This is a genomic window from Burkholderia sp. Ac-20365 (assembly GCF_017104715.1).
Lineage (GTDB): Bacteria > Pseudomonadota > Gammaproteobacteria > Burkholderiales > Burkholderiaceae > Paraburkholderia.
The window spans coordinates 109224-131386 of the sequence record NZ_JAAGPI010000009.1; the positions used below are offsets into that span (position 1 = coordinate 109224).

At 62.7% G+C, this 22163-nt stretch carries 17 protein-coding genes; 13 read left to right on the top strand and 4 right to left on the bottom strand.

What is annotated here, in order from left to right:
• Nucleotides 1-986 precede the first annotated feature (986 nt).
• The 7 genes from G3O01_RS18105 to G3O01_RS18135 all read left to right on the top strand — a co-directional run bounded on the left by G3O01_RS18105 (nt 987) and on the right by G3O01_RS18135 (nt 5890).
• On the top strand, nt 987-1607 hold the full coding sequence (locus G3O01_RS18105) for a glutathione S-transferase (RefSeq protein ID WP_205806514.1): 621 nt from the start codon (nt 987-989) through the stop codon (nt 1605-1607).
• 220 nt (nt 1608-1827) lie between these two features.
• Entirely contained in the window at nt 1828-2019 is a 192-nt protein-coding gene (locus tag G3O01_RS18110; protein ID WP_205806515.1) for a hypothetical protein, read from the top strand.
• Nucleotides 2020-2127: 108 nt separating this feature from the next.
• Nucleotides 2128-3531: an FAD-containing oxidoreductase gene (locus G3O01_RS18115; protein WP_205806516.1), complete on the top strand. Its 1404-nt coding sequence runs from the start codon at nt 2128-2130 to the stop codon at nt 3529-3531.
• Nucleotides 3532-3539: 8 nt separating this feature from the next.
• Nucleotides 3540-3872 (top strand): cupin domain-containing protein, encoded by a 333-nt coding sequence (locus G3O01_RS18120; RefSeq protein WP_205806517.1) that lies wholly within the window; start codon nt 3540-3542, stop codon nt 3870-3872.
• Between the two features lie 138 nt (nt 3873-4010).
• Nucleotides 4011-4586, top strand: a complete 576-nt coding sequence (locus G3O01_RS18125) for a TMEM175 family protein (protein ID WP_205806518.1) — start codon at nt 4011-4013, stop codon at nt 4584-4586.
• Between the two features lie 3 nt (nt 4587-4589).
• Entirely contained in the window at nt 4590-5378 is a 789-nt protein-coding gene (locus G3O01_RS18130) for a hypothetical protein (protein ID WP_205806519.1), read from the top strand.
• 17 nt (nt 5379-5395) lie between these two features.
• A complete protein-coding gene (locus tag G3O01_RS18135) occupies nt 5396-5890 on the top strand; it encodes a metallophosphoesterase family protein (protein WP_205806520.1) in 495 nt (164 codons plus the stop codon).
• Between the two features lie 931 nt (nt 5891-6821).
• On the opposite strand, the gene proP is transcribed toward G3O01_RS18135, so the two are convergent.
• The 3 genes from proP to argA form a co-directional block, all read right to left on the bottom strand.
• Entirely contained in the window at nt 6822-8291 is a 1470-nt protein-coding gene (proP, locus tag G3O01_RS18140) for a glycine betaine/L-proline transporter ProP (RefSeq protein ID WP_205806521.1), read from the bottom strand.
• Between the two features lie 738 nt (nt 8292-9029).
• A complete protein-coding gene (locus G3O01_RS18145) occupies nt 9030-9305 on the bottom strand; it encodes an oxidative damage protection protein (RefSeq protein WP_205806522.1) in 276 nt (91 codons plus the stop codon).
• Between the two features lie 52 nt (nt 9306-9357).
• Nucleotides 9358-10737, bottom strand: coding sequence for an amino-acid N-acetyltransferase (argA, locus tag G3O01_RS18150; RefSeq protein WP_205806523.1), 1380 nt, complete (start codon nt 10735-10737; stop codon nt 9358-9360).
• Nucleotides 10738-10760: 23 nt separating this feature from the next.
• On the opposite strand from argA, the gene hrpA reads away from it, so the two are divergent.
• The 5 genes from hrpA to G3O01_RS18175 all read left to right on the top strand — a co-directional run bounded on the left by hrpA (nt 10761) and on the right by G3O01_RS18175 (nt 19424).
• The gene (hrpA, locus tag G3O01_RS18155; protein ID WP_205806524.1) at nt 10761-15173 is read left to right on the top strand and encodes an ATP-dependent RNA helicase HrpA; all 4413 of its coding nucleotides are present in this window, start codon (nt 10761-10763) and stop codon (nt 15171-15173) included.
• Between the two features lie 246 nt (nt 15174-15419).
• Entirely contained in the window at nt 15420-16433 is a 1014-nt protein-coding gene (locus tag G3O01_RS18160) for a beta-propeller fold lactonase family protein (RefSeq protein WP_205806525.1), read from the top strand.
• Nucleotides 16434-16527: 94 nt separating this feature from the next.
• Nucleotides 16528-17511: a sterol desaturase family protein gene (locus tag G3O01_RS18165; RefSeq protein WP_205806526.1), complete on the top strand. Its 984-nt coding sequence runs from the start codon at nt 16528-16530 to the stop codon at nt 17509-17511.
• Nucleotides 17512-17710: 199 nt separating this feature from the next.
• Complete coding sequence (locus G3O01_RS18170) at nt 17711-18568, top strand: EI24 domain-containing protein (RefSeq protein ID WP_205806527.1); 858 nt, start codon at nt 17711-17713, stop codon at nt 18566-18568.
• Between the two features lie 19 nt (nt 18569-18587).
• Entirely contained in the window at nt 18588-19424 is an 837-nt protein-coding gene (locus tag G3O01_RS18175) for a molybdopterin-binding protein (RefSeq protein ID WP_205806528.1), read from the top strand.
• A gap of 166 nt (nt 19425-19590) precedes the next feature.
• Here G3O01_RS18175 and G3O01_RS18180 read toward each other — a convergent pair whose 3' ends face one another.
• On the bottom strand, nt 19591-20055 hold the full coding sequence (locus G3O01_RS18180; protein ID WP_035990574.1) for a rhodanese-like domain-containing protein: 465 nt from the start codon (nt 20053-20055) through the stop codon (nt 19591-19593).
• Between the two features lie 455 nt (nt 20056-20510).
• Here G3O01_RS18180 and glnA point away from each other — a divergent pair, with 455 nt between their 5' ends.
• Nucleotides 20511-21926 (top strand): type I glutamate--ammonia ligase, encoded by a 1416-nt coding sequence (glnA, locus tag G3O01_RS18185; RefSeq protein WP_028365844.1) that lies wholly within the window; start codon nt 20511-20513, stop codon nt 21924-21926.
• The last annotated feature ends 237 nt before the right edge of the window (nt 21927-22163 follow it).

The window sequence follows — 22163 nt, forward strand, 5'->3', positions numbered from 1 at the left end:
TCAGCCTGTGGCACGCGCCATGTCGATGGCAGCGCGCCGTTGTAAACGTTTTCGTGGGGCGGATTATCGGGAACGTTTGTGACGGGTCGATGAATGCTCAGCGGGTAGGGGACGGCGAAAACTGGGGTTCGCGACGGTTTGGTCAGGCTGCGGCGCGATGGTAGAATCGCGTCCGCCCTGCCGGGGTGATGAAATTGGTAAACATAGCGGACTTAAAGCATTGAGTGCCCAGCCGGAAACGGCCGGTGCAGAACCCTTCAAATTCGGTGAAACCCCTGAACGCACGATTCACAGCGTGCGGCCGAGGCAACGCCGAGCCAAGCCCGCTTTCCTTCCCGCTGATGCGGAACGGAAGGCGCGGAAGGTGTAGAGACTAGACGGGGGGCGCCTAAGGCGATGGGTGTGCGATACGCGCATCGCGATGGCGAAGGCATAGTCCAGCGCACGAACGTTTTGTTTTGCCTGTGTTGGTTTGTCAGGTGAAGCAGACGGCGTCGAAAGACGTAGTGTGACGAAAATCCGCCGCTTAACAGCTTGCCGGTTCGAGTCCGGTCCCCGGCACCAGGACACTAATTTACGTTCATGTCGAGCCAGCCACGCACGGCTTGCGACCTGAACGTTACCTCACGTCTGCGCCAGCAAATACTCACGCGCCATCGTCCGCGCCCGATGCAGCCGGCTCGTGGTCGCCGCCGCCGTCATCCCCAGCCGTCCGGCAATTTCGCCGATCGTCGGCTCTTCGAAACCCGCAGCAGGATCACATCGCGATAGTCTCCGCAGGCAACGATTCCAGTGCCGCCACCAGTTCGAACCGCAGCGTGTCGCCGGTATGCGTCGACAGCCAGCGGTCGACGCGTTTTTCGTCGTAGGGATCGAAGTCGAACGCGCGACGTCAGAGCCGCTGGCATGCGCACACGGGCATCGCCAGCGCGCGGCCATTCGTCTAGAGTATCCGGCACAGATCAATCCCAACCGGAGAAAGCAGCATGCAACTGATCGGCATGATGGATTCGCCGTACGTCCGCCGCGTGGCCATTTCGCTTGCGGTGCTCGGGATGCCGTTCGAGCACCAGAGCGTGTCCGTATTCAGGCATTTCGACGCGTTCGCGAAGATCAACCCGGTGGTCAAGGCGCCCACCTTTATCGCCGACGACGGCACGTTGCTGATCGATTCATCGCTGATCCTCGATTATCTGGATCACCTGAGCGCCCCGGAAAAGCGCCTGATGCCCGCAGCAACGAACGAGCGCCTGAAGGCGCTGAGCCTGCTCGGCTTCACGCTAGCCGCCTGCGAAAAGGCGATGCAAAACGTCTACGAACTGAATCTGCGGCCCGCGGAGCGGCAACATCAGCCGTGGATCGAGCGCGTCCAGATGCAACTGTTCGCCGCCTACGATCATCTGGAGACGGCGATTGCCGGGCGGAAAGGCAATGGCTGGCTATTCGGCGACCGGCTGATGCAACCGGATATCACGCTCGCCGTTGTGTGGCGGTTCCAGCAGTTCCTGCTGCCGGGCGTGGTCGATCCCGCGCGTTACCCGGCGCTTGCTGCTTTCTCGCAACGTGCCGAAGCGCTGCCGGAATTCATCGCCACGCCACTCGAATGACCGTGCTTTTACGCGTCCCGCAGCACATGCGCCAGCCGCTGAATCTGGCGTAAACCCGCATGGCGTAAGGCGTTCCCGGATTGTTCCGCCCTGTCGACAACTATCTTCGCGATTAGCTCATTTATCCCTAACACTCCGCTCCCTACAATCCACCCATCGAAACTTTTTATGCAGATCGACGTCGTGCCCGATACGCGGCGTCATGTGATGGGGAGCGGCCATGAAAGCGATCATCGAACGACAGCTTTATCACCCGGCAGTGGTGTTGCCGATGGTCTCGCTCATCCAGATCATGGTGCAGGTCGACTTCAATCTGAGCCAGGCGGGCTTCGTGGTCGCGACGCACGGCGCGCGCGCCGCGCTGCAACGTTCGCGCGAAATGATCTGCCGGTTCCAGCACTGCGACGCGTAATCCAAGCGGCTTCTAACAGTCCACCATTCGTCGCGAGGCGCACGACTTCGAGAAACATCCGGCAGGCGTAAGATGACCGACTCGCACACGCGATTCGGGAGATCTGCCATGCAACAGCATTTCGACGCCGTTGTGATCGGCACGGGACAGGGCGGCTCGCCGCTCGCCGTGCGTCTCGCCGAGAAAGGCCGCAAGACGGCCGTGATCGAGCGCGACAAATTCGGCGGAACTTGCGTGAACGTCGGCTGCACGCCGACCAAGGCGTATGTGGCAAGCGCGCGCACAGCCCACGTCGCGCGCCGCGCGGCCGATTACGGCGTGCAGGTGGCGGGCGAGGTCACTGTCGATCTGGCGAAGGTCAAGGCGCGCAAGGATACGATCATCGGCCAGTCGCGCGATGGCGTCGAAAAGTGGCTGCGTGGCACCGACAACATCACGGTCTTCAAAGGCCATGCGCGCTTCACCGGTGCGCATGCGCTCACCGTCACCGATCCCGAAAACGGCAGCGTGCTGGCCGAGCTGGAGGCGGACGACATCTTCATCAACGCGGGCACCCGCGCCGTCATTCCGAAGCTCGAAGGCCTCGAGCGCATCCGTTATCACACCAATTCGACGCTGCTCGAACTGACCGAATTGCCTGAGCATCTGGCCATCGTCGGCGGCAGTTATATTGCGCTCGAGTTTGCGCAGGTGTTTCGCCGCTTCGGCAGCCGCGTCACGGTGATCGTGCGCGGCGAGCACATACTCACGCGCGAGGACGAAGACTTCGCGCGCAATGTGCAGAAAGTGTTGGCGCGTGAAGGCATCGAATTCCGTTTCGGTGCTGAGCCCTCGCGCGTCGAGCCGTTGCATGAACACGGCGACGGCGTGCGCGTGTACTTCGGCGCCGATGCCGCGCCGCTCGATGTCTCGCATCTGATGTTCGCCACGGGCCGCCGCCCGAATACCGACGATCTCGGCCTCGACGCGGCGGGTATCCATGTCGACAAACACGGCACGATTCCCGTCGACGGCCAGTTGCGCACGAATGTGCCCGGCGTGTGGGCGATCGGCGATGTGAACGGTCGCGGCGCCTTCACGCACACGTCCTACGACGACTATCAGATCATGTCGGCGAATCTGTTCGACGGCGGCAAGCGCAGCGTCGACGATCGCATCATGGCGTACGCGGTTTTTGTCGATCCGCCGCTTGCGCGCGTCGGCCTGTCCGAGCACGAAGTACGCGCGAGCGGCCGCGACGCGCTGATCGCGACGATGCCGATGACGCGCGTCGGCCGCGCGCGTGAGAAGGGTGAAACCGACGGCTTCATGAAAGTGCTCGTCGACAGCGCATCGAAGCAGATACTCGGCGCGACGATCTATGGCGTCGACGGCGACGAAGCGATCCACACCTTCATCGACATCATGACGGCGCGTGCGCCCTACACGACGCTGCAATTCGCCATGCACATCCACCCGACGATCAGCGAACTCGTTCCGACGCTTCTCGACCGTCTGGCACCGATGAAGTGAGGTGGCGCATGCACCTGCAAACGGGGAATCTGTTCAGCGGCGAAGCGAAGCGCGAAGGCGAAGAGCGCGTCGACATGCTCGTCACGGGGCAGCGGCTGAACGTCGAGCGCATCGTGTCGATGGGGCACACGAGTCCTGCGGGCTTCTGGTACGACGACTCGCGCGCCGAATGGGTCGTGCTGCTGTCTGGCGCGGCCGTGCTCGAATTCGAGGAAGACGCGTCGCTGCACGACATGCGGCCCGGCGACTACGTGCTGATCGCGCCGCATTGCCGGCACCGCGTCGCGTGGACGCATGAAGACGAGCCGACCGTCTGGCTCGCGATCTATCACGAACCTTGAGCGCATGGCGCGCACCTGTATTTGACCATCATCGACAGCCCGGCCTGTGATCGCGGATAATCGGCAGCGGCGATCACAAGTGGTGCAGGGCCTTGCCTGCGCCGATGAATAAATCAATCCGCAACAGGAACCGGGCACATGGGTAAAGGACGAGTCGAAGCCTTCAGCGATGGCGTGATCGCAATCATCATCACGATCATGGTCCTCGAACTCAAAGTACCCGAGGGCTTCGATCTCGAATCGCTGCGCCCCGTGATTCCGGTCTTTCTCGCGTACGTGTTGAGCTTTCTGTATGTCGGCATCTACTGGAACAACCATCATCACATGTTCCATGCAGTGCAGAAGGTGACGGGCGGCGTGCTGTGGGCGAACCTGCATCTGCTGTTCTGGCTGTCGCTGATGCCTGCGATTACGCACTGGATCGGCGAAAGCCATCTGGCCGCGTGGCCCACTGCGCTGTACGGCATCGATCTCGTCATGTGTGCCGTGGCCTATTTCATTCTTGCGCATGTGCTGATCCGCCATCATGGGCCGGACTCGACGATTGCGCGTGCGCTCGGCCGCGACTACAAGGGCAAGATTTCCGTCGTGATCTATCTGGCGGGCGTGGTGTTCGCGTTCATCGCGCCTTGGGTGTCGGCGGCGCTCTATACGTTCTGCGCGTTCATGTGGCTCGTGCCCGACAGCCGCATCGAGCAGCTCGTCAAGGAATAACCGATGCTCGCGCTCAAGCTCGCGCTGGTGCCTGGCTTTCTCGCCGCGCTGACGATGGCGGGGCGCGTGTGGGGACCATCGGTGGCGGGCTGGCTCGCAGGACTGCCCGTCGTCGCTGGGCCGATCGTGCTGCTGCTTGCGCTCGCGCGTGGGCCGGAGTTTGCAGCGCAGGCGTCGGCAGCGTCGATTGCGGCCATTGCCGCGTCGGAGGTGTTCAACTTCGCGTATGCGTGGACGTGCCGCGTGAGTCGCTGGCCTGTTGCGTTGCTGGTGGGTCTGTTTGCATGGGCTCTCGCCGCTGTGATGCTCACGCATCTGCCGATGAGTCTTGCCTACGCGTTGACCGCCGCGTGTGTGGCCGTGGCCGTGTCGCAAGCCGGATTGCCGCGCGTCGAGGGCGCGGTGCCGGCCGCGCGCGCGGGCGTTGCTGATCTCTCGCTGCGCATGCTTGCGGGCGCATTGCTGACGCTTGCCGTCACGACGCTGTCCGCATCGATGGGCGCGGCATGGAGCGGGATCTTGTCGGTTTTTCCGCTGCTCGGCATCGTGCTCGCGGTGTCGGTGCAACGCGCGCATGGCGCGGATTGTGTCGCATTGCTGATGCGCGGGATGGTGATCGGGCGGGCGTCGTTCGCTGCGTTTTTCTCGGTTGTCGTGCTGATGTTGCCGACGCTCGGCGTGCTGGGTGCGTTCGCATGCGGCGCAGTCGTGTCGGTGCTCGTGCAGGGCGCGACCAAGCGGCTGGTCGCGATTTCTCGCAAGCCGGGTGTGCAGCTTGCTGCGCTTGATTGAGTGCGCTTCGGGATCGAATGATGAGTCGCCTGAATAGCCGCCGCTCGCAGTCGTCACGAATCGGTCTGATTTCGGATACGCATAACCTCGTGCGCCCCGAGGCGCTCGACTGGCTCGCTGGATGTGACGCGATTATCCATGCCGGGGATATCTGCAATCGGGCCGTACTCGATGCGCTCGCGCCGGTTGCACCGTTGACTGTCGTGCGCGGCAACAACGATACGGGTGAATGGGCCGAGTCGATTCCGCTACACGCGATGATCGAAGTGCAGCAGGTGAAGATATTTGTCGTTCACGATATTGCTGATGTGCCGCGGGATTTGTGGGACGCGGGTGTGCGGGTTGTGGTTACCGGGCACTCGCATAAGCCGCTGATCGTTGAACGCGATGGTGTGCTGTTTGTGAATCCTGGCAGTGCCGGGCCTCGACGGTTCAAGTTGCCGGTTTCAGTGGGGATGCTGGTTGTCGATGGAGCAAGTGTTGAGGCTGTGCTGCATACGTTAGCCGTATGAGAGATGTCAGTATGGAGGCGTTGAGGTTTGCTGCTGTCTGCGACGCTTTGGTCTGCTTGTGTTTTGCGGCGGCATCCGCGATATGTTTTCGTGCTTCAAGCGTTGCCCCTGTGCGGGGCGGCACTTACTTTCTTTGCCGCCGCAAAGAAAGTAAGCAAAGAAAGCGGGCTAACACCGCCCGTGCTTGACCACCGCCTGAGGGCCCCCAACGGGTCTTATGCTGCAAACGGCAACTTCTCAGTCGCCGCCCGTTGCCAACGCTTCGAATAGTCGTCTCACCCACTTCAATCACCCGTAGCGCAAGCAGCGGCAGCGAATGGTTGCGGCCGCCCAGGTGGCAAACTGTGTGTAGGTCGTAGTGGCTCACGCGTCAGCGCTCCTACGACACCGATCCCGCTTCGAGCGCGACCTTGGTTTTCAGTCCGGAGTGAAGCGCATGAGCCGTGAAAGCCGACACACAGTTTGCCGCTATAGGACGCGTGCAATGCGACTGCGCATGCCTCGACGCGGGAGCGTGAAGCAGGTGATGAGCTAATTCGACGCGTTGGCAGCGGGCATCGAGAAGAGAGATGCCGCAGGCAGGACGGGGCCGTTGGGGGCCCGTGGGAAGGGAGAGGAGTTGGCGGTGTTCAGCGGCTTTCTTTTGCCTACTTTTCTTTGCCGCGGCAAAGAAAAGTAGGTGCTGCCCCGCACAGGGGCGACGCGTGAAGGGGTAAGTCATCTCGCGGATGCCAGCGACAACACGAGCAAACCAAACCAGCGTCGCGAGACAAACCAAAAGCAAACACCGCCCCGCACAAGTGCAACGCCAGCACCGCGCAGACGCCACGTGAATGCCAGCAACGGCAAAACCAACCCACCTGCTTGCGCAGCAAAAAAAACGGGCCAACCTCAGCTGACCCATTTCATCTCACGCAGACACTGCGAGAACTTAAGCGCGAGCCGTCACGGCATTGGCATAAGCCTCTTCAAGCTCGGCTGCTTCGCGTTCGCCGCGCAACACGGCATGCGCTTCCGCCCGCGTCGCGACGCACGGACCCGAGCCGAGCAGCGGCTTGCGAGCCGTCTCGCGCAGTGCGAGCACCGACACGATACCGATGATCGATGCACCCATCAGGTAATACGCGGGCATCATGAGGTTGCCGGTGCGATCGACCAGCCATGCCGTCACGAGCGGCGTCGTACCACCAAACAGCGATACCGACACATTGAAGCCAATCGCGAGCGCGCCATAACGGATCTTCGTCGGGAAGAGAGCAGGCAGCGACGAGGGCATAACACCCGTGAACGTTGACAGCAGCGCACCGAGAATCAGCAGCCCACCGAATACGGGCATCACAGCACCCGTACGGATCAGCAGCAGCGCAGGAATCGACAGCACGAACAGACCCACGCAGCCCAACAGCATCACAGGCTTGCGGCCGATCTTGTCCGACAGGTGACCCGCATAGATCGTCATCGGCATCATCAACACCATCACGGCCAGCACGAGGAACAGACCGTGCGATTCGTTGAAGTGCAGCGTCGCCGACAGATAGCTCGGCAGATACGACAGCGCCATGTAATCGGTGACGTTGAAGATCAGCACGAGACCCACGCACTGCAACAGCGGCTTCCATTGCTGCGCGAGCAGTTCCATGAAGCTCTGCTTCGGACGCGACTTCTCGTCGGCTTCACGTGCTTCCGCTTCCTTCTTGAAGGCAGGCGTTTCTTCGAGCTTCATCCGGATGTACAGACCCACCAGACCCAACGGACCCGCGATAAAGAACGGCACACGCCAGCCCCACGACAGCAGGGCTTCCTGCGACAACGAAGCCGTCAGCACCGCCACCGTTCCGGCACCGAGGATATAGCCTACCAGGGTGCCGAATTCGAGGAAGCTGCCCGCGAAGCCGCGTCGACGATCTGTGGCGAACTCGGCGATGAAGGTCGCCGCGCCACCGTATTCGCCACCCGTCGAGAAACCTTGCACCAGACGCGCAACCAGCAGCAACGCCGGAGCGAGAATGCCGATCGAGCCATAGCTCGGAATCAGGCCGATCGCGAACGTGCCGATGGCCATCATGATCATCGTCATGGCGAGCACGCGTTGTCGGCCGATGCGGTCGCCGAGCGGGCCGAACACCATGCCGCCGATCGGGCGCACGAGGAAGGCTGCTGCGAACGTGCCGAACGTCGCGATCAGCTGCGCGGACGGGCTGCTCGACGGGAAGAAGACTTTGCCGAGCGTCACAGCGATATAGCTGTACACGCCGAAGTCGAACCATTCCATTGCGTTGCCGAGCGCCATGGCGCCGACGGCACGCTTGAGAAGAGAGTTGTCGACGACCGTGATGTCGTCGAGAGTCAGGCTATTGTCGTTGTTCTTTTGTCGCCAGAAGCCGTTGCTGGAAGCGGTCAAGGTTAATGCTCCTATGACTGCGGCCGAACGCGACAAGGCGCTCCGCCACGGATTGCTGGTAAGTGCAGTTTCGCGAACGGCCAAAGGCGTCATGCCTGGCACGGACCACGCAAAGGCGCGCTGCGCAGGCGTGCATCAGCACTACGCGCAGAAAAAGTAACGCCCGTGCATCGCGAAGGTCGTCGCGAAAGTGCACTCGTTGGTTGCTGCTAAACGTTGGTACCCACGTGGCCTTGCAGGGGGGCAGATACCGGAGGACATTCACGCACGCAGTGCGCTCATGCCGCTTGAAAAAGGCTTGAAACGAAAAAGGCCGGCGAGGCGTCGCTCTCGATCGCACCGGTCTAACCGATGCGACTTGCAACGAAACAACCGACAAGCCTTCTTGTATAAAAAACAATTCAATCCGACCCGGCGCGCATGGCTGCCAGCGTGCGAACTGAACGCGAATGAAGGGTTAAAGCTGTCAGAACGAAGAACATGATAGCACGATAAGCGATGATCGTGCAAACCGCTTGTCCGGCGCGGCTCGGGCGGTGACGCGCAATCCCTTGCCTGGCGGGGGATTGCGGGAATTCGGCAGGTGCAGAAAAAGTGGCTCGGGATTAACGGTTTCGTTCAATTTTCTGGACGGCACCGGGCACCGCCCGATGCCCGACATCAACGGAAACAGGCGAAAAAAATCCGCGCACCGGGCGCGGATTTTTTGTGGCCTGCTGCAGGCTTTGGAGCGAATACTCAGCCTTCTGCGGGCGGCACGTAGCCCTGAGCCTGATCGGCGCCTTCGCCGAAGAAGAATTTCTCCGTCTGCTTCATCAGATACTGACGCGCGCGCGGATCGGCCATGTTCAGGCGGTTTTCGTTGATCAGCATGGTCTGCTGCTTGAGCCATTGCTGCCACGCTTCCTTCGAAATGCTCTCGTAGATCCGTTTGCCGAGTTCGCCCGGCAGCGGCGGGAAATCGAGACCTTCGGCTTCCTTGCCGAGCTTCGTGCATTGAACCATGCGAGTCATGCTGTGCTTCTCCTGTAATCGGTGGGGTGTGGCGTGGCGCTATTGTGCGCGCTCAGAGCTGTTTCATCAGCACGAGCGACTTGCGCTGCCAGTTATAGAGGCGGCGGCGGTCTTCAGGCAGGTCGTCGACCGTCACCTTGACGAAGCCGCGCTTGAGGAACCAGTGCTCCGTGCGCGTGGTCAGCACGAAGATGCGTGTCAGGCCGCGTGCCCGCGCGCGTTGTTCGACGCGCTTGAGCAGCCGCTCGCCGTCGCCCGAGCCTTGTGCTTCCGGCGATACCGTCAGGCACGCCATCTCGCCGATGCGCTCCGCCGGATACGGATACAGTGCCGCGCAGCCGAACAGCACGCCATCGTGCTCGATCACCGAGAAATGGTCGATGTCGCGTTCGATCTGGTGACGCCCGCGCCGCACCAGCGTGCCGTCGGACTCAAGCGGCTCGATCAGCGTGAGAATGCCGCCGACGTCGTCCGGCGTCGCTTCGCGCAGGCTTTCCAGATTCTCGTACGAGATCATGGTGCCCACGCCATCGTGCAGGAACAGTTCCAGCAGCAGGCTTCCGTCGAGCGCGTACGGAATGATGTGCGCGCGGGTGACACCGCCGCGGCAGCCGCGTATGGAGTGCTTCAGATAGAAACCGGCGTCGCCCGTCACTGCGCCGCTTTCGTGCAGGCGGTACGCGTCGTCCAGCGACAGTTCGCGGATCAGCGCGCCTTCTTCATCGAGCAGGCCGTCGGTTTCGGTGAGAAACACGATCTTGTCGGCGCGCAGCGCGATCGAGGCCGCCGATGCGACGTCTTCCATCGACAGATTGAATGCTTCGCCCGTCGGCGAGAAGCCGAGCGGCGACAGCAGCACGATCTTGCCGCTTGCGAGCGACTGGCGGATCGACTCGGCATCGATCTTGCGCACCACGCCCGTGTGCTGGAAATCGACCCCGTCGAGAATGCCGACGGGCCGCGCCGTCACGAAGTTGCCCGACACCACGCTGATGTGCGCGTGCGCCATCGGCGTGTTCGGCAAGCCCTGGCTGATCGCGGCCTCGATGTCCAGACGCACTTCGCCGGCCGCTTCTTTCGCGGATTCGAGCGCGCGCGCATTGGTGATGCGCATACCGTGCGAAAACTCGGACTCGACGCCGTGCAGGCTCATCTGCTCTTCCACTTGCGGACGCGAGCCATGCACGAGCACGATCTGGATACCCATCGCCTGCAACAGCGCGATATCGGACACGAGCGCGTTGAGCAGCCCCTGATGCACGACCTCGCCGCCGAAGCCGACGACGAACGTCTTGTTTCGGAACGCGTGGATATACGGCGCGACCGATCGCATCCAGTCGACGAATTGCGCGTGCTGCAACAGGGTTTCCGCGTCGCCGGACGATGCCGGGGAAGGGGCGGGCGTGGGGACGAGGTCGGTTTGGGAATTCATGCCCCGGATTATAATGCGCCCCCATGTCGAATGTACCCAAAAGCTCCAAGGGAGCCGATACGAAAAACGCGCCTGACGCGAGCGCGAAAGATGCTGCCGCGCCCGCGCGGCGCGGCCCTCGGGACGCATCACCCGATGCGCGCGGCGACGCAGTGCGTCGTGACGTTTCCGTGAATGTTGCGAATGAGCCGCGCCCGGGCGCTGCGGCGCACGACGGCGCGAGGAAAAACGAAGGCGCGGGCGGTGCGAAAAGCGGGCCGCGCGAGCCGCGGAAGGGCGCGCCTGACCGTCAGCGTGACCCGCAGCAGGGCAAGCGTGGTCCAAACCAGGCGGGCGACGCCGGCCGGCAACAACAGTCGCGTGCTCACGGGAACCCGCAACGCAGTCCGCAAGGCAAGCCGCCGGCCGGCAACCAGCCGGGCGGCGACACGCAGCGCAACGCGCCGCGTGAGCCCCGCGAGACGCATAAGCCCGCGCGCGAATCCCGGAAACCCGTCGAGCCGAACCCCGTTCCGCCCATCGCGTTCCCCGAAGCGCTGCCCGTTTCCGGCCGCCGCGAGGAAATAGCGCGTGCGATTGCGGGCCATCAGGTCGTGATCGTCAGCGGTGAAACGGGTTCGGGCAAGACGACGCAGCTGCCGAAAATCTGTCTCGCGCTCGGGCGCGGACTCGGCGCGGGCGGCAGCGGGCTGATCGGCCATACGCAGCCGCGCCGGATCGCGGCATCGGCGACAGGGCGGCGCATTGCCGAAGAACTCGGCACGCCGTTCGGCGAAGTGGTCGGCTACAAGGTGCGTTTCACCGACAACCTCGCGCCGGGCGCGTCCGTCAAGCTGATGACGGACGGCATTCTGCTCGCGGAAACGCAGACCGACCCGCTGCTGAAGGCCTACGACACGCTGATCATCGACGAAGCGCATGAGCGCAGCCTGAACATCGATTTTCTGCTCGGCTATCTGAAAGAGATTCTGCCGAAGCGTCCTGATCTGAAGCTGATCGTGACGTCGGCGACGATCGATGCCGATCGTTTCGCGCGTCATTTCGGCTCGGAAGAGAAGCCCGCGCCCGTGATCGAGGTGAGCGGGCGTCTGTATCCCGTCGAGGTGCGATACCGTCCAGTGGCGGAAGATTCGCCCGCGGTGAAATCGGCGGAAGGCAACACAGGACGCGAGCGCCCGAAGAGCCAGCGTGAAACCGACCGCGATCTGATGGACGCGATCGTCGAAGCGGCCGACGAACTGTGTCGCGAAGGCCCCGGCGACGTGCTCGTGTTTCTGCCCGGCGAGCGTGAAATTCGCGACGCGGCGGAAGCGCTGCGCAAGCACCATCCGCCGCATACGGAAATTTTGCCGCTGTTCGCGCGGCTGTCGGCGGCCGAGCAGGAGCGCGTATTCCGGCCATCGAACGCGCGGCGCATCGTGCTCGCGACCAATGTCGCGGAAACGTCGCTGACGGTGCCGGGCATTCGCTATGTGATCGACACGGGCCTCGCGCGCGTGAAGCGCTACTCGTACCGCAACAAGGTCGAGCAGCTGCAGGTCGAGTCGATTTCGCAGGCGGCGGCGAACCAGCGGGCAGGGCGCTGCGGCCGGGTCGCCGATGGCATCTGTATCCGTCTTTACGAAGAGAGTGATTTCCAGGCGCGGGTGCGCTTTACCGATCCGGAAATTCTGCGCTCGTCGCTCGCGTCCGTGATTTTGCGGATGAAGTCGCTGCATCTGACGGCGATCGAAACTTTTCCGTTCATCGAGCCGCCGCCGGGCCGCGCGATCGCCGACGGCTATCAGCTGCTGAACGAACTCGGCGCCGTCGACGACGACAACGCGCTGACGCCGCTCGGCCGCGAACTCGCGCGTCTGCCGCTCGATCCGCGTGTCGGCCGGATGATTCTCGGCGCGCGCGACCAGCAGTCGCTGCGCGAAGTGCTGATCATCGCGAGCGCGCTGTCGGTGCAGGATCCGCGCGACCGTCCGATCGATGCGCAGGAGCAGGCCGACCAGGCGCACCGCAAGTTCGCCGACGAGCGCTCCGAATTCCTGCAATGGCTGAAGATCTGGGCGTGGTTCGAAGAAGCTGTCGCGCACAAGAAGTCGAACAGGCAGCTGACGGACGCGTGCAAGCAGAACTTCCTGTCGCATCTGCGTCTGCGCGAATGGCGCGACGTGCATTCGCAACTGCTGACTGTCGTGCGCGAGCACAACTGGCGCATCAACGAAAGCGAAGCGACCTTCGAACAAATCCATCTCGCGCTGCTGACGGGCCTGCTCGGCAACATCGGCCTGAAAGCCGACGACGAGCCGTACTATCTCGGCGCGCGCAGTATCAAGTTCTATCTGTGGCCTGGCTCGGCGCTCGTGAAGAAAGCGGGCAAATGGGTGATGGCGGCCGAACTCGTCGAGACGAGCCGGCTGTACGCGCGCTGCATCGCGAAGATCGAGCCGGAATGGGTCGAGCGCGTCGGCGCGCATCTGTTGAAGAAGTCGCTCTCCGAGCCGCACTGGGAAAAGCGCTCGGCGCAGGTGACGGCCTTCGAGCGCGCGATGCTGTACGGCTTGCCTGTCTATCACCGGCGGCGTGTGAGCTTCGGCCAGCAGGATCCGGCGCGCGCGCGGGAACTGTTCATCCGCGGCGCGCTGGTGGAAGGCGAATTCGACACGAAGCTCGCGTTCTTCGCGCACAACCGCAAGCTGCTCGCCGATATCGAGCAACTGGAACACAAGTCCCGCCGCCAGGACGTGCTGGTCGACGACGAACTGATCTTCGCGTTCTACGATCAGGCGATTCCGAACGGCATCCATACGGGCGCTGCGTTCGAGCGCTGGTATCGCGATGAAGTGAAGAAGAGCGCTCAGCAGGAAGACAAGCTGCGCCTGCTGTATCTGTCGCGCGACGATCTGATGCGCCACGAAGCGGCCGGCGTCACGACCGATCTGTTCCCGAAGCGGATGACGATGGCGGGCGTCGACATGACGCTCAGCTATCACTTCGAGCCCGGCTCGCCGCGTGACGGCGTGACGCTCGCCGTGCCGCTGTATGCGCTGAATCAGGTGGATGCACGGCGTATCGAGTGGCTAGTGCCCGGCATGCTGAAGGAGAAGACGCAACTGCTGCTGAAGTCGCTGCCGCAGAAACTGCGGCGCCATGTCGTGCCGTTGCCGGAGTACGCGGCGGGTTTCGTCGATCGCCATAGCGGCGCGAAATTCGGCGCGGGCGGTTTGCTGGAAACCGTGATCGCCGATGTCCGCGAGCAGACGCAGGTCGCGACGAAGCAGTCGGACTACAAGCTCGAAACGCTCGCGCCGCACCTGTTCATGAACTTCAAGGTGATCGACGAGCATGGCCGGCAGCTCGCGATGGGTCGCAATCTCGCGCAACTGCGCGCGGAACTCGGCGGTCAGGCGCAGCAGCAGTTCCAGAAAATCGCCACGGGCGCAGCGGGTGTTGCGCTTGCCAATGCGGGCGGCGGGGATGCGGCGGCGGCCTCTGCGGCGCGTGGCGCGAATACCGGCGGCGGCGCGCGTGGCGCTTCAGCCGCGCCGCACACGCCGGGTGCGTCCGAAGCGTCGGCGGCACCCGCCACCGCGCTCTACGAAAACCTGACGACGTGGAATTTCGGCAAGCTGCCCGAGTTGCTCGAAATCCGGCGCGGTGGGCAGACGCTGTTCGGCTATCCGGCGCTCGTCGATCGCGGCACGCATTGCGACGTCGAAGTATTCGATTCGCCGGACGAAGCGGCGCGCATCCATCGCGCGGGCTTGCGGCGGCTGTTCGCGCTGCAGCTGCGCGAGCCGATCAAGTACCTTGAAAAGAATCTGCCGGGCCTGCGCGAAATGGCGATGCAGTTCATGCCGCGCGGCACACAGGAAGAGTTGCGCGACCAGCTGATCGACACCGCGCTCGACCGCGCGTGCCTGCAAGACCCGCTGCCCACCGACGACGCCAGCTTTCACGCGCGCAAGGACGAAGGCCGCAGCCGGCTGACGCTGCTCGCGCAGGAAATTGCCCGGCTGGTGGGACAGGTGCTCGGCGAGTATGCGGCCGTCGTCAAGAAGCTCGCGCAGGCCAAGCCGTTCGCCGCGGCGTACGCCGACATGCAGAACCAGCTGGATGCGCTGATCGGCAAGCGTTTCGTCGTCGAGACGCCGTATGCGCAGTTGACGCACTTTCCGCGCTACCTGAAGGGCATTGCGCTGCGTATCGACAAGCTGAAAGCGGACCCGACACGCGACGCGCGCCAGTTCGCCGAGCTTGCGCCGCTCGCGCAGCACTACCAGCGCGCGCTCGCGCAGCGCGGCGGCGTGCCGGATGCGCGCCTCGCCGAGTTCCGCTGGCTGCTGGAGGAATTGCGCGTGTCGCTGTTCGCGCAGGAGTTGCGTACGCCGATGCCTGTTTCCGTCAAGCGGCTCTACAAGGTGTGGGAGTCGATGCAGCGTTGATCGACGCGGGCGCGCTCATGTTCATTGCGGCGCGCCCGGTTCGTCTCGAAGGAAATCACGCCCTGTGATTTTCAGCGGATCCGGCGGATGAACGAGCGATGCCCGAAAACCGTGCGGCTGTTCGCGTGCCCGGCTGGCAAGCCGCTGCGGCAGGGCGCCGCAAGCCCCTGATTTCTCTCGATCAAGGTCAACCGTTGCGTCACGCAAACGTTCTACAATGGCGGTTACCCCCTGATGTGAGTCTTCATGCGCAAATTTTCCCTCTCCGGCTTGTCCAGCACGTTTGCAGCCGGCGCTGCGCTCGTCGCGGCAACCTGCTTTTTCTCTCCCGTCGCCCACGCCAATAACGTGATCGTGCTCAATTCCGGCGAAGCCACGCTGAGCCTGATCGACGAGACGACGCGCCAGGTGATCGACACGGTGCCGACCGGCAAGGAGCCGCATCACCTGATGCCGACGCCGGACAACTCGTCGCTGATCGTCGCGAATTCGGTGTCGAACAACCTGATGTTCGTCGACCCGAAAACGGGCAAGCCGCAGCGCTGGATCGAAAATATCGAAGATCCGTATCAGATCGGCTTTTCGCCGGACCGCAAATGGCTCGTCACGACGGGCCTGCGTCTCGACCGCCTCGATATCTATCACTACGACGGTCACAACATGGTGCTAGCGAGCCGTCTGCCGCTCGCGGTGATGCCGAGCCACATGGCGTTTACCGCCGACAGCAAGACGGTGTTCGTCACGCTTCAGGTGTCGGGTGAACTTGCCGCCGTCGATCTCGCCACGCAGACGGTCAAGTGGAAGATGAAGGTCGGCAAGGTGCCGGCCGGCCTGTGGATGACGCCGGGCGAAAAATACCTGCTCGTCGGCATGACGGGCGCGGATTACGTTGCGGTGGTCGACTGGCACAACCAGAAGATCGTCAAGACGATCACGACGGGCAAGGGCGCGCACAACTTCCGCTCGCTCGCGGACGGCAAGCATGTGGTTGTGTCGAACCGCGTGGCCAGCACCATCAGCATCATCGATGAAGACACGCTCACCAACGTCGGCGACATCACGGGATTGATGCCAGGGCCGGACGATATGGAACTTTCTGCTGACAAACGCTATCTGTGGGTAACGTTCCGTTTCGCGAAGCACGTCGGCGTGATCGATCTCAGCACGCACAAGCTGATTCAGACCATCGCAGTCGGCCGCTCGCCGCACGGTATCTATTTCTTCAACCGCGCGCCGGTCACTGCGCCGAACGGGGCGTAACAATCCAGCGGCGCGCCATGCCGGCGCGCCGCAATGAAGTTGCAGCACGGGAAACCCGCGCAGTGAAGCAGAACCGCGACGCATAAAGAGCACCATGTTCCACCTGATCGCCTCCAGCCTCGATAGCTTCATCTCGTCGATCCAGACGCTACTGTACGTCGATGTCGTGCAGCCGCTGCTGTTCCATTTCAACCTGATGGACTACGACGAAGACACCTACGACAGCCTGTACTGGGTGATAGTCGGCGTGCTGGAAGTGCTCGCGATGTACGCGCTGCTGCGCCCGCTCGAAGCATTGCGTCCCGTCGAGCAGTGGAAGGACCGCAAGGCCGTGCGCGTCGACGTGCTGTACACGTGGATCGCGAAGCTCGGCATTCTCAATCTGTTTTTCTTCTTCGCGCTGCAGCCGTTTTTCGATTCGGTGCAGGGCTGGCTGCGTCTGCAGGGCATCGCCAACATCGAACTCGACAATCTGTGGCCGGGCGTGACGACGCAGCCGTTCGTCACGTTCATCATGTATCTGCTGGTGCTCGATTTCGCGGGCTACTGGTATCACCGCGGCGAGCACAAGATCGGCGTGTGGTGGGAACTGCATGCCGTGCATCACAGCCAGCAGCAGATGTCGCTGTGGACCGATGACCGCAACCATTTGCTCGACGATCTGTTGCAGGCGTGTTTCTTCGCCGTGATTGCGCTGTTCATCGGCGTGCCGCCGTCGCAGTTCGTCGTGCTCGTCGCGATCACGAATCTCGCGCAGAGCGTGCAGCACGCAAATATCCGTCTGTATTTCGGCTGGCTCGGCGAGCGGCTGCTGGTCAGCCCGACGTTCCATCGCCGGCATCATGCGATCGGTTACGGCCACGAAGGCCTCAAGTACGGCTGCAATTTCGGCGTGCTGTTTCCGTGGTGGGACATGCTGTTCGGCAGCGCGTCGTGGAGCCGCGAAATGGAGCCGACGGGTATCCGCGACCAGCTGAGCGGCCGTCATTACGGCGAAGGCTTCTGGGCGCAGCATTGGCTTGCGTTCGTGCGCATCGGGCAGCGCGTCACCGGCAAGAAGCAGCGGGGCGCAGCGTAAGCGCGTTGCCGTCCGCGTTTCGGCGCATCGTTCCGCCGCCATGCTTTCCTGACGATCCCTCTCCGCGCGGGCAAACCATCAACGCCCGCGCTGGCGCATTCCAGCGTCGATTCCCACTTTCGACGCTGACCGCCGACGTGGTTTATCCTGTCCACGTTGCTTTCCTTTCCCCGCTTCTTCATCACGTCATCGACTACGCATGAATGACCTCTTGCGCTCGTTCGGGCGCGCGCTTTCTTCCGTGCTGCATCCCCGCATGCTGTGGCTCACTTTCATGCCGTTCGCGGCGTCCGCGATCGTCTGGGGCGTGGTGCTGTGGTATTCCTGGCAGACGCTGATCGGCGCGACGCGCGGCTGGCTCGAAAGCTGGCCGCTGACGACGACGCTCTACGGTCTGTTCGACTGGCTCGGCTTTTCGTCGCTGCATGCGGCCGTGGCGCCTTTCATCGTGATTGCCGTCGCGATTCCGCTGATCGTCGTCACGGTGCTGCTGCTGATCGCCACGCTGTCGATGCCCGCCGTCATCAAGCATCTGTCGAAGCGGCAGTTCGCCGGCCTGGAGATGCGCCGCGGCGGCACGTTCGCGGGCAGTCTCGTGCATTCGGTGTGGACCACGCTCGTGTGCCTGCTGGTGCTCGTGATCACGCTGCCGCTGTGGCTGATCCCACCGTTCTTCGCGCTGATTCCGCCGCTGCTGTGGGGCTGGCTCACCTATCGCGTGATGACTTACGACGCGCTGTCGCTGCACGCCACAGCGGAAGAGCGGCGCGCGCTCGTGCGCCAGCACCGTCTGCCGTTGTTGCTGATCGGCGTGGCGAGCGGTCTGCTCGGTTCGCTGCCTACGCTGATCTGGGCGTCGTCCGTCTGGCTGATCGTGCTGTTCCCTGTGATGACTGCGGTGACCATCTGGATCTATGCTTTTATCCTCGTGTTCACGGCGCTTTGGTTCGGCTATTACTGCCTGCGCGCGCTGCAGCGCATGCGCGCCGGCGAGCACGGCGGCAACGGTCATCACGGTCCCCACGGCGCGCGCGGCACCGCGCCCGTTTCCTACTGACAAGAGACAAGAGGCTTCAATGGCATTTGGCGTCATCATCATCGGCGATGAAATCCTGTCGGGCAGACGTGTCGACAAGCATCTGCCGAAAGTCATCCAGCTGCTGAGCGCGCGCGGCCTGTCGCTGTCGTGGGCGGAATACATCGGCGACGATCCCGAGCGCATCACGGCGACCTTGCGCCGCACGTTCGCATCGGGCGATATCGTGTTCTCGACGGGCGGCATCGGCGCGACACCGGACGATCACACGCGCCAGTGCGCGGCCGCCGCGCTCGCCGTGCCGCTCGAACTGCATCCCGAAGCGAAGGCGCTGATCCAGGAGCGTATCCGCGACACGCACCCGGCCAATTCACCGACGCCCGTCGATTTCAACTCGCCCGACAATCTGCATCGCCTGAACATGGGCACGTATCCGCGCGGCGCGTCGATCATTCCGAACGGGTACAACAAGATTCCTGGTTTCTCCGTTGGCGATCATCACTTCGTGCCGGGTTTCCCGGTGATGGCCTGGCCGATGATCGAGTGGGTGCTGGATACGAAGTACCAGCATCTGCATCATTCGACGCCGCATGCGGAAAAGTCGCTGCTCGTCTTCGAGTTGCCTGAATCGACGCTGACGCCGCTGATGGAAAAGATCGAGCATGACTTTCCGGGCGTGCGCGTGTTCAGCCTGCCGAGCGTCGGCGATGCGGAGCGCGGCGGCATCTATGCGCGCCGGCATATCGATCTCGGTGTGAAGGGCGAACCGGAGGCCGTCGCGGCCGCGTTCGTGAAGCTGCGCGAAGGCGTGCATCTGCTCGGCGGCGATATCGTCGAGCCTGAAGTGTTGGCGGCGCAGGCGAAGCCGCACGGCTGAGCACTGGAGATGAAAAACGGAACGTGCAACGCGTTCCGTTCTCTACGACCATCATCCGCGCGTCATCTGGCAAGCGGACGATGCCAAAACAAAGCGGCGTACGGTGTTCACCGTGCGCCGCCTGTCTGAGAAGCGCAATGCGCTTCTTAACTATGCGTGAGATTCGTCACGCACCGATCCACGGCAGTCCGCGGAAACACCAGCCCGACACCGTCTTCCGATGCCCCTGGCCATCCTTGTCGCCTTCGAAGCCTTCCAGCAGATCCAGCGCCTTCGTGAAGCCCGCTTGTGTCGCGGCGATCGCGGCGAGCTTCGAGCGCGCGGCGCTGCGGCACAACAGCAGCACGGGCGTGTCGGGTGTCGCGACCTGGCGGAGCTGATCGATGAATTCGGCATTCGGCACGCCACCCGGATAGCGCGTCCATTCGACGTGCGCGTATTGGCCGTCGCCGACGACCGGGCGACCGACCCAATCGAGCTCGGCGCGCGTGCGCACATCGACGAGACGGGTGCGCGGGTCGAGTTGCAGAAGCTCGAATGCCTCGGCAGGCGTGACGGCGCCCGCGTATGGGAGCTGGTTGTCGACACGGCGCTTTTCAGCCTGGCTGTACAACTGTTCGAGCGTACTCATGACAGCAAATCTCCTTGGGGCCAAAAAAACATTCTAGCAAGCTGTCGGATTGTCGCGTGCCGGGCTGAGCGCGGCGGCGCTGTTTTCGGAGACAAACCGAATAGCACTATATCGGTGCAAAATAAACTCAATGCACCAATGTGGAATATTAAGCGGTCGCAGATTTTTCCAATGCACGTTCATGGTGCAATCGTGCCGGGGCGCCTCGTATGATTCCCGTAAACGGTGTGTGCGCGTTCCCTGCGAAAGCGCGTTGCCATTGGGGCTGCAACGGTATGGCGCACGCGGAACGCAAACATGGCACGGAAGCTGCTTTATTGGTGCCGATCGACCTGGCCCGATGCCAGCATCACATTTCCCCGTCTCTCATGACGCGAGGGGTGGACGCATCGAGGCTGGTCAGCTAGATTGGGCGGCGGCTCAACCCGCCGAATTCGTTAATCAGGAGATAGGTTATGAGTAAATCCGTGGCCGACGTCATGCAGCTCGTCAAGGACGAGGACGTCAAGTTTGTCGACTTCCGTTTCACCGACACGCGCGGCAAGGAGCAACACGTTTCGGTGCCGGTGTCGGCATTCGACGAAGACAAGTTTGAAAGCGGCCATGCGTTTGACGGTTCTTCGATTGCTGGCTGGAAGGGCATCGAAGCCTCGGACATGCTGCTCGTGCCGGACTCGAACACTGCGTTCATCGACCCGTTCTACGAAGAATCCACGCTCGTGCTGACCTGCGACGTCGTCGAACCGGCTGACGGCAAGGGCTACGAGCGCGACCCGCGCTCGCTGGCAAAGCGCGCTGAAGCGTACCTGAAGAGCACGGGCCTGGGCGACACGGCCTTCTTCGGTCCGGAACCCGAATTCTTCATTTTCGACTCGGTCCAGTGGAACACGGACCAGTCGGGCTGCTTCGTCAAGATCGGCTCGGAAGAAGCACCGTGGTCGTCGGGCAAGGAATTCGAAGGCGGCAACACGGGTCACCGTCCGGGCACGAAGGGCGGCTACTTCCCGGTCGCTCCCGTCGACACGTTCCAGGACATCCGCTCGGAAATGTGTCTGCTGCTCGAACAGATCGGCATCCCCGTCGAAGTGCACCACCACGAAGTCGCTGGTCAAGGCCAGAACGAAATCGGCACGAAGTTCTCGACGCTGGTTCAGCGCGCTGACTGGACGCAACAGCTGAAGTACATCGTGCACAACGTCGCGCACACGTACGGCAAGACGGCAACGTTCATGCCGAAGCCTATCGTCGGCGACAACGGTTCGGGCATGCACGTTCACCAGTCGATCTGGAAGGACGGCCAGAACATGTTCGCGGGCAACGGCTACGCTGGCCTGTCGGAATTCGCGCTGTTCTACATCGGCGGCATCATCAAGCACGCTCGCGCGCTGAACGCGATCACGAACCCGGGTACGAACTCGTACAAGCGTCTCGTGCCGCACTTCGAAGCGCCTGTGAAGCTGGCTTACTCGGCACGTAACCGTTCGGCATCGATCCGTATTCCGCACGTTCCGAATCCGAAGGGCCGCCGTATCGAAACGCGCTTCCCGGATCCGCTCGCGAACCCGTACCTGTGCTTCTCGGCACTGATGATGGCAGGTCTGGACGGCGTGCAGAACAAGATCCATCCGGGCGAAGCGGCTGACAAGAACCTGTACGACCTGCCGCCGGAAGAGGATGCAAAGATCCCGACCGTGTGTGCCGGCCTCGACCAGGCGCTGGAAGCACTCGACGCAGATCGCGAGTTCCTGACGCGCGGTGGCGTGTTCACCGACGGCATGATCGACGCTTACCTCGAACTGAAGGAAAGCGAGCTGCAACGCGTGCGTATGACCACGCACCCGGTCGAATTCGAACTGTACTACTCGCTGTAATCGCTGGACGTGGCGCAGCGCTTCGTTCGCGGCAAGTGAGCGAAGCGTCCGCCCCGACGCTGCGATCGGCCACAAAGGGACGGCGGCGCCGTCCCTTTTTCGTTGGATCGGGCGCTGTGAAGTTTTTGTTGCAGAAACGATGTTGCAGCATGTCGTTGCTGGATTGAACCGCACGCAATCACGCGTGCCTCACCATCTCCTGTCGACTGGCGCAGGCGCATTGGCGCCGACACCCGT

Bases quoted from the DNA above. Each gene is read 5' to 3' on its own strand.
- G3O01_RS18135 (WP_205806520.1), top strand. From the start codon at position 5,396: ATGATGAGTCGCCTGAATAGCCGCCGCTCGCAGTCGTCACGAATCGGT.
- G3O01_RS18105 (WP_205806514.1), top strand. From the start codon at position 987: ATGCAACTGATCGGCATGATGGATTCGCCGTACGTCCGCCGCGTGGCC.
- glnA (WP_028365844.1), top strand. From the start codon at position 20,511: ATGAGTAAATCCGTGGCCGACGTCATGCAGCTCGTCAAGGACGAGGAC.
- G3O01_RS18120 (WP_205806517.1), top strand. From the start codon at position 3,540: ATGCACCTGCAAACGGGGAATCTGTTCAGCGGCGAAGCGAAGCGCGAA.
- G3O01_RS18170 (WP_205806527.1), top strand. From the start codon at position 17,711: ATGAATGACCTCTTGCGCTCGTTCGGGCGCGCGCTTTCTTCCGTGCTG.
- G3O01_RS18180 (WP_035990574.1), bottom strand. From the start codon at position 20,055: ATGAGTACGCTCGAACAGTTGTACAGCCAGGCTGAAAAGCGCCGTGTC.
- G3O01_RS18125 (WP_205806518.1), top strand. From the start codon at position 4,011: ATGGGTAAAGGACGAGTCGAAGCCTTCAGCGATGGCGTGATCGCAATC.
- G3O01_RS18130 (WP_205806519.1), top strand. From the start codon at position 4,590: ATGCTCGCGCTCAAGCTCGCGCTGGTGCCTGGCTTTCTCGCCGCGCTG.
- G3O01_RS18160 (WP_205806525.1), top strand. From the start codon at position 15,420: ATGCGCAAATTTTCCCTCTCCGGCTTGTCCAGCACGTTTGCAGCCGGC.
- G3O01_RS18110 (WP_205806515.1), top strand. From the start codon at position 1,828: ATGAAAGCGATCATCGAACGACAGCTTTATCACCCGGCAGTGGTGTTG.
- G3O01_RS18175 (WP_205806528.1), top strand. From the start codon at position 18,588: ATGGCATTTGGCGTCATCATCATCGGCGATGAAATCCTGTCGGGCAGA.
- argA (WP_205806523.1), bottom strand. From the start codon at position 10,737: ATGAATTCCCAAACCGACCTCGTCCCCACGCCCGCCCCTTCCCCGGCA.
- hrpA (WP_205806524.1), top strand. From the start codon at position 10,761: ATGTCGAATGTACCCAAAAGCTCCAAGGGAGCCGATACGAAAAACGCG.
- G3O01_RS18165 (WP_205806526.1), top strand. From the start codon at position 16,528: ATGTTCCACCTGATCGCCTCCAGCCTCGATAGCTTCATCTCGTCGATC.
- G3O01_RS18115 (WP_205806516.1), top strand. From the start codon at position 2,128: ATGCAACAGCATTTCGACGCCGTTGTGATCGGCACGGGACAGGGCGGC.
- G3O01_RS18145 (WP_205806522.1), bottom strand. From the start codon at position 9,305: ATGACTCGCATGGTTCAATGCACGAAGCTCGGCAAGGAAGCCGAAGGT.